This window comes from Lactobacillus sp. UMNPBX17, from assembly GCF_002553735.1.
Lineage (GTDB): Bacteria > Bacillota > Bacilli > Lactobacillales > Lactobacillaceae > Lactobacillus > Lactobacillus gallinarum.
The window spans coordinates 1-13,574 of the sequence record NZ_PCYT01000046.1 but is presented as its reverse complement, the minus strand read 5'-3'; the positions used below and the strand labels follow the sequence as shown (position 1 = coordinate 13,574).

General features: G+C 37.6%; 13 protein-coding genes. 9 read left to right on the top strand and 4 right to left on the bottom strand.

Annotated elements, in window-relative coordinates; genetic code table 11:
- Positions 1-356 precede the first annotated feature (356 nt).
- The 4 genes from CP368_RS07435 (at position 357) to CP368_RS07420 (ending at position 3,270) form a co-directional block, all read left to right on the top strand.
- Positions 357-1,541 (top strand): acetate/propionate family kinase, encoded by a 1,185-nt coding sequence (locus tag CP368_RS07435; RefSeq protein WP_025006283.1) that lies wholly within the window; start codon positions 357-359, stop codon positions 1,539-1,541.
- A 108-nt stretch (positions 1,542-1,649) separates the two neighbouring features.
- Positions 1,650-2,381 carry a carboxymuconolactone decarboxylase family protein gene (locus CP368_RS07430; protein ID WP_087300969.1) on the top strand — a complete coding sequence of 244 codons (732 nt, stop codon included), beginning with the start codon at positions 1,650-1,652 and terminating at the stop codon, positions 2,379-2,381.
- A gap of 86 nt (positions 2,382-2,467) precedes the next feature.
- Positions 2,468-2,695: a hypothetical protein gene (locus CP368_RS07425; protein ID WP_003632732.1), complete on the top strand. Its 228-nt coding sequence runs from the start codon at positions 2,468-2,470 to the stop codon at positions 2,693-2,695.
- A gap of 155 nt (positions 2,696-2,850) precedes the next feature.
- Positions 2,851-3,270 carry a bis(5'-nucleosyl)-tetraphosphatase gene (locus tag CP368_RS07420; protein ID WP_098045935.1) on the top strand — a complete coding sequence of 140 codons (420 nt, stop codon included), beginning with the start codon at positions 2,851-2,853 and terminating at the stop codon, positions 3,268-3,270.
- Positions 3,271-3,314: 44 nt separating this feature from the next.
- Here CP368_RS07420 and CP368_RS07415 read toward each other — a convergent pair whose 3' ends face one another.
- The 3 genes from CP368_RS07415 to CP368_RS07405 all read right to left on the bottom strand — a co-directional run bounded on the left by CP368_RS07415 (position 3,315) and on the right by CP368_RS07405 (position 5,732).
- On the bottom strand, positions 3,315-3,608 hold the full coding sequence (locus tag CP368_RS07415) for a type II toxin-antitoxin system mRNA interferase toxin, RelE/StbE family (protein ID WP_087364027.1): 294 nt from the start codon (positions 3,606-3,608) through the stop codon (positions 3,315-3,317).
- Complete coding sequence (locus CP368_RS07410) at positions 3,598-3,885, bottom strand: type II toxin-antitoxin system RelB/DinJ family antitoxin (RefSeq protein ID WP_025006287.1); 288 nt, start codon at positions 3,883-3,885, stop codon at positions 3,598-3,600. Before CP368_RS07410 ends, CP368_RS07415 begins: the two co-directional genes overlap by 11 nt.
- Positions 3,886-4,073: 188 nt before the next feature.
- Positions 4,074-5,732, bottom strand: coding sequence for a phosphoenolpyruvate carboxykinase (ATP) (locus CP368_RS07405; RefSeq protein ID WP_025006288.1), 1,659 nt, complete (start codon positions 5,730-5,732; stop codon positions 4,074-4,076).
- 221 nt (positions 5,733-5,953) lie between these two features.
- Here CP368_RS07405 and CP368_RS07400 point away from each other — a divergent pair, with 221 nt between their 5' ends.
- Genes CP368_RS07400 through CP368_RS07385 form a run of 4 tightly spaced genes read left to right on the top strand, consistent with a single transcriptional unit; the run spans position 5,954 to position 11,772 of the window.
- Positions 5,954-7,795 (top strand): TerB N-terminal domain-containing protein, encoded by a 1,842-nt coding sequence (locus CP368_RS07400; RefSeq protein ID WP_098044344.1) that lies wholly within the window; start codon positions 5,954-5,956, stop codon positions 7,793-7,795.
- A gap of 4 nt (positions 7,796-7,799) precedes the next feature.
- On the top strand, positions 7,800-9,125 hold the full coding sequence (locus CP368_RS07395) for an ATP-binding protein (protein ID WP_098044343.1): 1,326 nt from the start codon (positions 7,800-7,802) through the stop codon (positions 9,123-9,125).
- An 11-nt stretch (positions 9,126-9,136) separates the two neighbouring features.
- Positions 9,137-11,368 (top strand): DEAD/DEAH box helicase, encoded by a 2,232-nt coding sequence (locus CP368_RS07390; RefSeq protein ID WP_098045934.1) that lies wholly within the window; start codon positions 9,137-9,139, stop codon positions 11,366-11,368.
- Between the two features lie 32 nt (positions 11,369-11,400).
- Complete coding sequence (locus CP368_RS07385; protein ID WP_098044342.1) at positions 11,401-11,772, top strand: hypothetical protein; 372 nt, start codon at positions 11,401-11,403, stop codon at positions 11,770-11,772.
- Between the two features lie 11 nt (positions 11,773-11,783).
- Here the strand turns inward: CP368_RS07385 and CP368_RS07380 are convergent, their stop codons facing one another.
- Positions 11,784-12,536, bottom strand: a complete 753-nt coding sequence (locus CP368_RS07380) for a TIGR02452 family protein (RefSeq protein ID WP_098044341.1) — start codon at positions 12,534-12,536, stop codon at positions 11,784-11,786.
- A 134-nt stretch (positions 12,537-12,670) separates the two neighbouring features.
- Here CP368_RS07380 and CP368_RS07375 point away from each other — a divergent pair, with 134 nt between their 5' ends.
- Positions 12,671-13,501 (top strand): Rpn family recombination-promoting nuclease/putative transposase, encoded by an 831-nt coding sequence (locus CP368_RS07375; protein WP_087175862.1) that lies wholly within the window; start codon positions 12,671-12,673, stop codon positions 13,499-13,501.
- The last annotated feature ends 73 nt before the right edge of the window (positions 13,502-13,574 follow it).

Genomic DNA, 13,574 nt, shown 5'->3' with positions numbered 1-13,574 from the left:
AATGATCTAAAAGCTTAAACTATCAATTTGTCAATGTCTTAACTTAATGACATTGGCAAAACTGCGTTGGAGTTTTTGTTTGCTCAAAAATTTTGTTATAAATTGAACAAAGTAGAATATATTTTTTATATTTTCCAAAAAATAGACATAATATTGATATTTATCAAAATATGATTTTGACAGTTTTACATCTCGAAAAAATGATTGCAATTATTACCTATATAACAATATATTTGATTGACTTTGCTGTTTAATTGAATTTTTGAAAATCATTTGACTGGCTATTCTAATAAGCTATACTATTAAGTGAAAATTCACTTGTGAAAAGTATAACTAATATTTAGGGGATGTAGTTAATGAGAAAAGTTTTGGCGGTCAATTCGGGGAGTTCGTCATTCAAGTTTAAATTATTTTCATTGCCTGATGAAAAGGTAGTAGCACGAGGAATGGCCGATCGTGTAGGTCTGGCAGATTCTACCTTTACAATTGTGTTAGCTAATGGGGAGTCACATAAAAAGCAAATTGCTATTCCAGATCAAGAAGCTGCGGTAAATTTATTGATTAATGACTTGAAGAAATATCATGCTGTCGAGAAATTGCATGAGATTGTTGGGGTAGGACACCGTGTGGTAAATGGCGGTGAATATTTTAAAGATTCAGCCATTATTAACAAGGATAATTTACAAAAGATTTGGGATTTAGCTGGTTTTGCACCTTTGCACAATCCTGCCGAAGCTAAGGGAATTGAAGCCTTTATGCATGTCTTGCCAGATGTGCCGCAGGTAGCCGTGTTTGATACCTCTTTCCACCAAACATTAGATCCTGTGCATTATCTGTATTCTATTCCTTATGATTATTACAAAAAGTATGGTGCGCGGAAATACGGTGCTCATGGCACCTCCGTGCATTACACTACCTTGGAAGCAGCTAAGATGATGCAACGCGATGTGAAGGACTTAAAGCTAATTATTTGTCACTTAGGCTCCGGTTCTTCGATTACCGCTGTTAAAAATGGCAAGTCTTATGATACTTCAATGGGCTTTAGTCCCTTGTCCGGAGTAACTATGGGTACGCGGTCAGGCGATATTGACCCATCTCTTGTGCAACACTTAATGCATAAAACCGGAGATTCAATTGATGAGATGATTGATATTTTGAATAAAAAGTCTGGTTTAATTGGACTCTCTGGTATTTCTTCAGATATGCGTGACTTGAAATATAACGATGATCCGCGAGCTGTTTTGGCACGCAAGATCTTTATCAATCGTGTTGTGCGTTATATTGGTTCATATCTTGCTGAAATGGGCGGCGCCGATGGAATAGTCTTGACCGCAGGCGTTGGTGAAGGCGACGTAGAAGTGCGCAAGCAGATAATGGATGCCTTTAGGTATATGGGTGTAAAACCTGACTATGAGGCTAATAAGAGCAATGGCCGGAAGTTTATCACTAAGCCGGATTCCAAGATTCAAGTGATGATCATCCCAACTAATGAAGAGTTGATGATTGCCCGTGATGTTGTCCGTTTAACTAAATGTTGCTAATAAGCATAAGCAGAAGTTATTCCGCAGAATAAAAAATAGATATTTTTCTTTAGGTCTGAAACGTACTTAAATAAGTAGTGAAGAGATCGTTTTAGAAAGGAAAATATCATGTCAATTAAAGAAGATGCACAAAGAATTCATGCTAACTTATTAGAAAAAACGGATCCAGAAGCCTTAGAACGGATTAATCATTTTGCTTTTGATGAAGTACAAGCTGCGGTTGATTTGCCCGATAGAACTAAGATGTTGTCAACGCTGGCTTATTTGTTAGGGATGCAAGGGATTGACGAGTATAAGGTCATGCTTCCCGTTGCTCTTGATAACGGGGTTAGTCCAGTTGAAGCTAAAGAAGTTTTGTATCAAGCTGTTGACTATTTAGGATTAGGTCGTGTTTTTCCATTTTTCAAAGCAACTAACGATATTTTGACTGCAAGAGGAGTAGATTTGCCGCTACCAGGTCAGTCAACCACAACGATGAAAAATCGCCTAGAAAAAGGTGAAGAGACGCAAATTCGTTTATTTGGTCCGCAAATGAAGGATTTTGCCAAGAAGGGTACCATCAACAAGTGGCTTGTAGATAATTGTTTTGGTGATTACTACACCAGAAAAGGTTTAGACGATCGTGACCGCGAAATGATTACATTTTGCTACATTGCTGCACAAGGTGGCTGTGAACCACAATTATTATCACATGCGCAAACTAATATTAGATTGGGCAACGACAAGGAATTCTTAATGAAGCTCATTGAACAAAATGTGCCATTCATTGGATATCCTCGTTCACTTAATGCAGTGAGAATCGTTAACCAAGCTGATGAAGCAGTTAACGGCAAAGATTAGAAAATTAATAAATTAAGCCCTTTCATTTAACAGCTTAAGCTAATAGAACTAGAATAGAAGATGTAGATGAAAGGAAGCTTATAATTATGGCAGATGCAAAAGAAATTGAACAAACAGCAATGATTGATCGTGAAATGGACCAAGTATTTGATTGGGCAAAGGGTAACTCAATGCCTATTCGTGACGCTATTTGGGACCACGAAATGGAAGCAAACAACCATGACACCATGAAGACTGAAGCAGCCTGTGAATGGATGCTCAAGGCCGATGATGACAAGATCAAGGATTACTGCGAAAAAAACTTAAAGAAGTAACTAAAATATTCTACTAGTCTTAATAATTTCGTCTGCTTTAAATTGACCAAATTTTAATTTGGTCAATTTTTTTGTATATTTCTTGCAAACGGCATATGAATTATCAATAATTATCAATAATTGTCTTATTAATGAAATGGGTGATAAAAATGAGACTGAAATTGGAACATTCTGCTGGTGCAGTTATTTACCGTAGACGTGAGGATGGTCAATTAGAGTTTTTAATTGTTCAAAGCGTGATTAATGACAATTGGGGCTTTCCTAAGGGACACTTAGAAAATTATGAGGATGCTGAAACTGCAGCTAAGCGAGAAGTATTTGAGGAAGTAGGGTTAAAGCCAGAATTTGATTTTAATTTTGTTCAAAAAACGCGATATGCATTAGCTGCAGGTAAAGAAAAAATGGTTACCTACTTTTTAGCTAAATATGTTGCAGGACAAGAGGTAGTTACGCAAAAAGAAGAGATCAAGGGCGATAAGTGGATAACACGTGCTGAAGCTGAAAAGTATCTCACTGTTTATGATAAGATGCGAGTGCTTGAAGCTGCACAAGACTATATTGAAAAAAGTAATTAAAGATCTACATAACAAAAAGACGAGAGCAATTAACTCTCGTCTTTTTAGTAGATGATTCTATGTGTTTGTTTATGGTTACCAATATCAAGTAAAATTAATTCAATTTGTTCAGTGTATTCGTTAAAACGATAGTATAGTAACCAGTCATCGTTATACTGTCTATCTATATGCATTTCTCGTACACCTTTGTCTAAAGGATGATCTTTATGCTTTTTTAAAAATTTTTGATCGTTCGTCACGATTGCTTTGACGCATTTTTTTACTTTATCCATTGGATAATGTTTTCTATTATATTTTTTGGCAGATCGAATGAATAGTGGGGTATACTTAATCTTCATCATTCAAAGCCTTATCGAATCCTTGATTAAATTCTTCTAATGAATTAAATTCACCAGCGAATTCACCTCGATCAGCTTCCGCAATAGCAGCATCTAATTCAGTAGTTGGTTTTAATGATAGAGGGATACTTTTAGTATGTTGAACCTCTTTTAAATACATTTTTATTCCTGTACTCAAATCTAAACCATAATATTTAAAAATAGCAGCAACTTCTTTTTTATCTTTTTCTGGCATTTTAAAATTTACTTGACTTAATTTTTCTTTATTTGAAATCATAATATCAGCTCCTTATATCTATTTTATTATAAATTAAAGAAACTATAAATAAAATAAATATAAGATATATAGCTAATTAATAGAAATGCAAGATTATACCAAAAAAGACGAGAGTAACAACTCTCGTCTTTTAGTCATTAAGAAAATGTGTTTTTAATTATATGAGGTAATATTATTTTCCCTAATTATTAGCTTAATTCCTTGATAATAGCTTCCAAGGTCTTCTTAGCTTCATCTTGAATTGGAGTTTCTGGGTGTTCTTCATCGTACTTGTTAAGCCAGTTCAAACGATCTTGCATTCTCTTAGCCAAGGTCTTTTGGTATTCTGGGTCTTCAAGGTGAACTTCGTAGCCTTCAATTGGTAAGTAGCTTACACCCTTGAAGTTACCGAATGGCTTGAAGTCGCTATCCTTAATGTTGCCGTTAGCCAAGTCTTCGATTAACTTCTTAGTAACTTCCTTTGGAATGTCCTTGCCCATGAAGGCATCCGTGTTCAAGCTGTAGCAGCTTGCTCCACGCTTAGTGAACAATTCCTTGAAGTCTGTGTAGTCGCCTGATACAGGGTATGCACGGAATGGGTCTGCGAATGGTTCGATAACCAAGGTGTTCATGTCGAAGCCCTTAGGCAAGTTTTCAGCACTAGTTCTCTTGGTTGCTAAAGTACAGCCCATAGTAGTTGCCAAAACTGGGTCGTCAATCTTGATGATTGGAGGCAATGAACCATCCTTCATAATCCAGAACAAAGCGGTAATTGGTGACTTTTCAAAGTCTACACGGTGAGGACTAGTGTAACGGGTCTTGATAACACGACCGTTGTTGTTACGTAAGTCTTCAGTAACGATAACTTTCTTACCGTTTGAGTCTAACGTTACGTCACAGTTCATAATAGTAGTGTAGTACTTAGTTTCGTGGTGACCTGCTGGGTAGTCGTGGGTCTTGTCGAAGTATGAAGGTTCAAGTGCTACAGATGAACCGTCTTCACGTGAAATGATGAATGCATCGTCGTGCAAAACGGTGATATCATATTTACCATCGTACATTTCGTGAGTCAAAGTTGACTTACCAGAACCTGACAAGCCGTAGAATGCGAAGGTCTTGTCGTCTTTATCGTCAAAGTGGAATGACTTTTCACCACCGTGACATGCAGTGTAGCCGTGACGGTGAGCAATAGCCCAAGCTAAGGTTAAGGTACCCTTCTTAAGTTCACCGAAGTAGCGAAGGTTGAAGACAGCAGCACAGTTATGTGGAGCGTCGAATACGCCTAAACCCTTTGGATAGTCTTCGTCTTGAACATTAGGATCGAAGTAGAAGTAAATATCAGGTTCATCATAGAACTTAGACTTTGCGTACATCTTTTCAGCTTCATCATCGAAGAAGTGGAAGTTCAAAATGTATGAAAGCAGGTTGAAGGCTTGATCTTCTGGCATCATGATGTGAGCCTTAACAGTAAATGATGGGTCAAGACCTACCAAAACAGTAGCCTTTAAGTATTTTTGTTCGTGGCCCTTGTAGATATCTTCACGCAAGTTACCGTTCAATGCTTCAGCATCTTCGTTAGGATTGTCAACGAAGTGACGTGCACTGGCAGTTCTACCTAAGATCTTACCGTGGTTGTAAACCAATTGGGTTGCACCATGTGGCAAGCCTAATTCTTTAGTGTGTAAGATGGGCAAGTCAGTAACAATAACGCCTGATTGCTTCTTTGCTAAATTATAAGCTTCAGCAACACTAGTTACTTCGTGTACGTTGTTGCCGTAAAATGCACTTTCGATAGTTGCACGAGTGCGACTAAACATTGGATTTGCTTTTCTAAGTTCGTCTTGAGAATAACGTTCTTTTGTACTCATATTAAGTTTTTGTCCTCTCTAGGAAGCTATTAATTAAAACGCTTTCATTAACTTACAGTTATTATACTAACATACTTGACTGGGTATAACCACCTAAATATTAAAATATAAGGTTTATGAAATACGAAAACATATACATAAAATAAAAAAACGCAAAGAAGACTAAGAATAAAATAGATGATATAATATAGAACATACGTACGAAAAAAGGAAACATAAAAATGGATTCTAATCAGCTTTTTAAATATGTTTATGCTAAATATGGCTTGAAGTTTGAACCAATTGTGTCAGGTTCAACGGATACTTATGTATTAATGTCTCCACTTGATAGTGGTTATTTTGCTATGCTTTCTCGAATTAATGGTGAAAATTCAAGCAAGAGCAGTATTGCGGTTTTAGATTTAAAATGTGGTGACTTTGCTCCAACGATTCGTGATTTGCCTGGTTTTACTGATCCGGTTCGCATCAAGGGAGCAGAATGGGTAGGCGTAGTTTTGACTAATAATCGCGATGAGCAAGCGATTAAGAAGGCGCTAGATTATGCATTTAAATTAGCGATGAATGGTCAAGATACAAATGTCGCTAAGAGCCAATATTTTTATATTCCAGGAGAAAAAACAGAGGAAAAATATCAAGCGCAGCCAATAAAGCAGCGGTTGCCGCGTAGACAAGTTAACGATGTGATTCCCGATAAGATCAGACAAATGCGGGAATTATATGATTACAGTATTCTTCCTAGCACCGGTCGGCAGAAGAATTTTTATATTCAAGGGCAGTTTATGGCTGATTACGAAGATGAATATAAAAAATATTTTGCTTTCAAGCGTTTCTTTCCTACTTATCATGATATGAATGTGGGACAATTGCGTAGTTACTTTACCTGGAGGACTAAGATTCGCAAGGGGGATTACCATCGCACTAGTACATCTTATGCATATGTATATTTGTATGAGCTGTTTAATAATATTGGCGTGGATAATCCACAGGATGGCTACGATAAACTGATTGCTTTTAAAAAGAATTATGTGGATAATTTCGATTTAGGAATTCAAACATATTTGGCAGATTGGATAAAGGATTACGTGCTTTATTATGGCTTACGAAAAGAAAAAATAGCTGAGCATTTTGCCAAAGATATTGAGCAAGATCATGATGATGAAATATTGCATTATCCGCAAAAATATACGGCAGAAGAGTTAGCGGAAGTTTTTGCAAAAAAGACGACATACTGGAAATCTTCAAAAGTAATTGCAAAGAATAAAGAGGTTTTTGTTCAAGTTTTAAAATGTGTTTGGCAAGAGGTGTTAGATGCTAAAAAATATGGCATAGCTTATTACAGCAGCTTTGTAGCTAAGCCGAAGGTCGTTGAGCAGCCCGTTTTTAAGCTCGCAGTTTTCTACAGAAAAGCAAAAAAGCCAATGACGGTTAAGGTTGATGCTGTGAGAAAGTATTATTACAAAAAGGGTTGGTGGTACATTCATCAAGAAGAAGCTGTGCCAAGACAGCGAACGAACTTGAATACTTTTTTGCATGAAGTAGATCGTTTAGTACGCGAGAAGCTGAATTTAGGACGCGCAATCAAGCCGCGTTTTATTGATCAAGCCGTGTTAAAGGCGATTACGGCTGGAATTGCTGCTTATCAACAGCAAAAAAAACAGGCAAAGATTGATCAGATTAAAATTGATTTTTCTGATTTAGACAAGATTCGGGCCAATGCTTCTGTCACGCGTGATAGTCTGTTAACCGATGAGGAAAAGCAGCTTGAGCAAGAGGAACAAGAGCAAGTGCAAAAGCAGGAGCAAGAAGTAGAAGTTTCAGTAGATCAAGATGACTACAGTTTAGACAAAGACGAAATGTTTTTACTAATGGCTTTATTGCAAGGGAAGCCGTGGCAAGATTATGTGCAAAAACACCATCTAATGGTTTCGATTTTAGCTGATAATATTAATGAAAAATTGCTGGATGAGATTGGCGATAGTGTGATCGAATTTAATGAACAAGATCAGCCACAAATAATTGAAGATTATGCGGATGATTTACAAGAAATGTTTTTAAAGGGATGATAAAATGCCAGAAAAAAGAAGAGTACCAAAAAGAATTGCACAAACTGTATTAAATTCACTAAAAGGTGGGGTAGTGCCGCGGATTGGTTTGCCTTATATTACAGTCGGCCGTAAAGAAGAAATTGAAGCCCTGCTTCATGATGTTGATATTATTCAAGATGGCGGTGCAAGTTTTCGTTTTATCGTTGGACGTTACGGTTCAGGCAAAAGCTTTTTACTGCAGACAATTCGTAATTATGTAATGGACAAAAATTTCGTTGTGGTTGATGGCGATTTGTCTCCAGAGCGTCGCTTGCAAGGTTCTAAAGGACAAGGACTAGCAACTTACCGTGAATTAATCCAAAATCTTTCTACCAAAACTCGTCCTGAAGGTGGGGCCTTAACCTTAATTCTTGATCGTTGGATTAATTCTGTGCAAAGCCAGGTAGCCCAAAGTGGTATTGCCAATGATGATCCCAAGTTTGAAGCCGAAGTAGATAAGAAAATCTATGCAGTAATTTCATCATTAAATGAATTAGTACATGGTTTTGATTTTGCTAAATTGCTTAATATGTATTATCACGCTTATATGTCTAATGACGATGAAACTAAAGCTAAAGTACTTAAGTGGTTTAGAGGCGAGTATAGTCATAAGACTGAAGCTAAAAAAGATTTGGGTGTGGATATTATCATTTCAGACAGCGATTGGTATGAATATCTCAAATTGTTTGCGTCTTTCTTCAGACAAGCAGGTTATGCTGGCCTCATGATCATGATTGACGAATTGGTCAACATTTTTAAAATTCCGAATGCGATTAGTCGTCAATATAATTATGAAAAGATTTTGACAATGTACAATGACACTTTGCAGGGTAAGGCGAAGTACCTGGGCATCATTATGTGCGGGACGCCACAAGCAATTGAAGACCGGCGCCGCGGCGTTTATTCATACGAAGCACTGCGCAGCCGGCTTGCTACAGGAAAGTTTGTTCAAAACGGTGCGCGTGATATGTACGCTCCAGTGATTAAGTTGCAGCCATTGACCGCAGAAGAAATGCTAGTTTTAACTGAAAAATTGGCGGATATGCATGCTAACTTATATGGCTATGAAAGAACTATTACTGATGATGATTTAGCACAATTTATCAAGATAGAGTATGCGCGCGTTGGTGCAGATACTAACATTACGCCACGTGAAATTATTCGTGACTTTATTGAATTGCTCGACATCGTTTGGCAAAATCCTGATACTAAAATCACGGATCTGCTTAATTCTGATCGTTTTAATTATGCAAAATCTGAGGCTGTCTCAGATAATAAAGAGCAAGATTATACTGAATTTAGAATTTAAGGGTAAAAAAGATGGATGTTTTTTCACATTATGCACCATTTATCCAAGACTATATTTATGAACATGGTTGGCAAAATTTACGTCCGATTCAGGTAGCAGCCGCGGAGGAAATTTTTGAGACGGAAGATAATGTGCTTTTGTCAGCTTCAACTGCGTCAGGGAAAACAGAAGCCGCATTTTTCCCGATCTTGTCAGATATCTATAATGAACCAGAGGATTCGGTCAAAGCGCTTTATATTGCGCCACTAAAAGCTTTAATTAATGATCAATACGATCGCTTGACGGAGCTTTGTCAGGATGTCGATATACCAATTTGGCGCTGGCATGGGGATGTAGCGCAAACGCAAAAAAGAAAGATGCTCAAGAACCCATCAGGAGTTTTACAAATTACGCCTGAATCGCTTGAGAGTTTCATGATCAATAAGCACATGGATATTCCTCATTTGTTTGGCGGGCTGAAGTATATTGTGATTGATGAACTCCATTCATTTTTGCGCAGTGACCGCGGTGGCCAAACCTTTTGTCTAATTGAACGTTTGTCAAAATTAGCAAATGTTAATCCCAGAAGAATCGGACTTTCAGCAACCATCGGTAATTTGCAAGATGCCAGCGATTTTTTAGGAGCTGGTTCAAATAGAAAGACGGTTGCACCTAAGGTGCAGAACGAACCACAGATTTGGCATCTTTCAATGGAACATTTTTATAAAACTGATCCACAGGCCAGCAGCAAGTATTTTGATCCTAGTCAAGTCGAGCCTATAACGGATAAGGCACCTGAATCGGCTGATCCAGGTATTGGTTATATTTTTGAACATACACGTGGTAAAAAATGCCTAGTTTTTACTAATAGTCGTGAAGAGTGCGAGGCAGTGTGTCAGGAACTGAGGGCGTATTGCGCTTATAACCATGAGCCGGATCGCTTTATGATTCATCACGGTAATCTTTCACCGGCACTACGGGAAACAGCCGAAGTAGCGATGAAAGATGAAGATGTTTATATGACAACCTGTGCTACTGCAACACTGGAATTGGGAATCGATATTGGTCAGCTGGAATCAGCGTTTCAAATTGATGCTCCGTTTACGGTGTCAGGCTTTTTGCAAAGAATGGGGCGTACAGGTCGTCGCGGCAATCCACCAGAAATGCATTTTGTTATGCGCGAAGAACATCCAGAATCTCGGGCCATGCTGCCAGAATTAATTCCGTGGCCTCTTATTCAGGGAATTGCCCTGGTTCAACTTTACGCGGAAGAAAAATGGGTGGAGCCGCCTGAACCTAATCGCTTGCCGTATAGTTTGCTTTATCATCAAACTATGAGTACGCTCGCCTCTAGTGGAGAGATGACGCCAGCAGAGCTTGCCTCAAGGGTGCTCACTTTGTCGTATTTTCATAATGTTAGTCAGGAAGACTACAAAGTTTTGCTTAGGCATTTGCTTAAAATTGACCACATTGAATGGACCGAGAATAAAGGATTAGTAGTCGGGCTTGCCGGTGAAAAGGTTGTGAATAACTTTAAATTTTATGCAGTTTTTGCGGAAAATGAAGAATTTAGTGTTCATGCTGGCAGCGAAGAATTAGGTACAATTGTTAAGCCACCTCCAGTTGGAGACAAAATTGCAATTGCTGGTCGAGTTTGGGTAGTTGAAGATGTCGATCGCAAGCGTCATCAAGTGTATTGCCATGAGGTGAAGGGAAGAATTTCTGCTTTCTTTGGGGATGTGCCAGGTGATATTCAGCCGAAGATTTTGCAAAGGATGAAAAAGGTTTTGGAAGAGAAGGTCATGTATCCTTATCTGATGCAAAATGGCAAGGCACGCTTAACCCAGGCTCGTGATACTGCAGCTTTAGCTGGCTTAGCTAAAAAAAATTTGATTAAGCTTGGCGGCAATATGTGGTGTCTTTTCCCTTGGACTGGAACGTATGCCTTTTTGGCGCTTGAACGGTTGATCAAAATTAAGTGCGGAGAGCAGTTGAATATCCGAGGTTTTAATTCATCTCGTCCATATTTTATGTATTTTGCGATGGATGGGGATGAACAAGACTTTTGGCGCATTCTTAAAGAGGAAGCTGACAAAGACTTTAATCCGCTGGATTTAGTCTATCCTAAAGAAGTTCCAGGAATCGACAAGTATGATAAATATTTGCCAAAAGAGTTATTGCGTAAGGAGTTTGCTTATAGCGTATTGGATATTCAAGAGATGAAACGCTGCGTTAAGCAAATGGCGGATAACTATTTGGTATAATGGGAATATCTTGAAAAGGAAAGAGAAGATCAATGCTTAAAATTAATCAAAATGTGTCTAAGGATGCTCAAACCAGAACTTTGTTAAAAGAATTGCTCAAGGTACACCAAATTCATCAAGCATACAATGTGCGTGATTTGACGGATGCGGACGAGCAAATTTTAGAGAAGGCATTTAATTTAACTCGAGAAATGATGCCTAAGATTTCTACTAAAAAGATTAAGTTTGCAGATAAAAAGTGGGATTCTTTGTTTAACTTTTTGATGGCAGAACAAATTGCATTTGCACGAGTTTTAGCTAGTGGCGATGATAACTTGAATGGTTATGTTCAAGCTAAGAATCAGGCTCAACAAGCTTATGCTTTAGCTGAAACTGCTATTAATAATTTAGAAAATGAAAAATAAAAAAGAGTTTTTCAGGACTTAATTAGTAAATTTTTAAAATCTTGTGCTGCCGAATTGCGATGATCATCAATTACGGCAAAAGTCACTTTTTTAATTGAAGATTTTTCTTTGAAGACGTTGTACCACATTTGGGCAACGTCTTTTGCTTTGAAACCAAAAACGCCGGCTCCCCATGCTCCTAGGATAAGGTGGGCAACGTGCTGACTCTCCGCAATTTGTTTTACGAAGGTCATCCGATTTTGTAAAGTTAGACAAGCATTTCTATACGAAATGCCGGATAGTTTTACTTGAGTGTAATTTGGAGCTGCACAGGAGATGATATCCACCTGTGCATAAATCTTGGGATGTGCAAATAAAATGTTAGGTGAATAAAGAGCGCGATTTTCGTAAAGAGAATGGTTAATATGAGCATTATTCCATTTGTAGTAAGTTTGTTCAAATGGCGCAAGACACTGATAAAGATCAGATTCAAGGCAAAGTGCTTCCTCTTGAGCAACGATGCCGCGCAAGTATCCGCCACCTGCTTCTAGGTAATCCGCGAAGTTAAGTGCAGCTGTTTTTTCAGTTTGCCAATTAGAATGTGAAATGGCAGTAGCAGTATCTGTTGGCGTGAAACATAACTGTGGATAAGCTGAAGATGATGGAACTGAAAAGGTGGGTTGATCATTGTAGATAGTAGTGTTATCGACAGTTTCTTGGATTTGCTGTGCATAAAACTTGGTCATTTGTTCATTGTGAGCTTTGATTTTAGGGATGCTGTACATGTTAGTTGCCTTCTTTTTAGTAAATATTGTATTTTCTAAATATAAGTATGAATTTTTGAAAAAATTTTGCCAACTTTTTGCGTATTAAATAGTGAAGGGGATTTTCTCTTACATTATTAGAAAGTTGGTGTGTAATGAAAGAAACACACAAAATTCAGCCATGGTATGGCTTCTCAGAGGATCAAGTTTTTGGCGAGGTGATGGCTAATTCAGATTTTTGCCGTTATGTTTTGCGGACAGTGACTGGAATTACTGAAATTTCAGAGATTTTTTCACCGGAAAAGCAAAAAGAAATCAAGGATCCGTCGCATAAAACACAGAAAGATGTCCGATTGGATGTTTCTGTTGAAGATCATGAGCATAATCTTTATGATTTGGAGATGCAAGTTAAGGACAAGAAGGATCTAGGTCGGCGCATTCGCTATTATATTTCGAAGTATGATCAGCGTTATACTTTGAATAAAGGCAAGACCTATCGAGATATGAAAAATATAACGATAATTTTCTTTTGTATGTTTGATCCATTTAAGCAAGGCAAAATTCGGTATTCTTTTCATTGGACTGAAGATTCTGATCAAACAATTAAATTGTCTGCGGGAATTGATATCATTATAATAAATGCTAAAGGAAAACCTAACGGTGAAAGCAATGACCTGTTAGGATTAGTTGATTTGATCAATGATCGTCCAGTGCATTTAAACAAATACTTTGACTGGGCACAAAAGAAAATTAAAGAGTTAAATGATGATCCAAAATGGAGGGACAAGATTATGGACTACGAGACAAGACTTTTAGAAGAAAAACAAGAGGGAAAAGAAGAAGCTACAATTACTGGTCTTAAGAAGTTGATCACTGTATTAAAGAATTTAAGCAGTCCTTATGATCAAATCTTGCATCAATTAGAACTTACATATGGTGATCAATTCACTAAAAAGGAATTAGAAGATTTTATTAAACAAGCTTAGTAATAAAAGATGTTGTTTCGCCGATTGTAAAATCAAGTTGAACACTTTATAAAAATAAAAGTCCATCTGGACC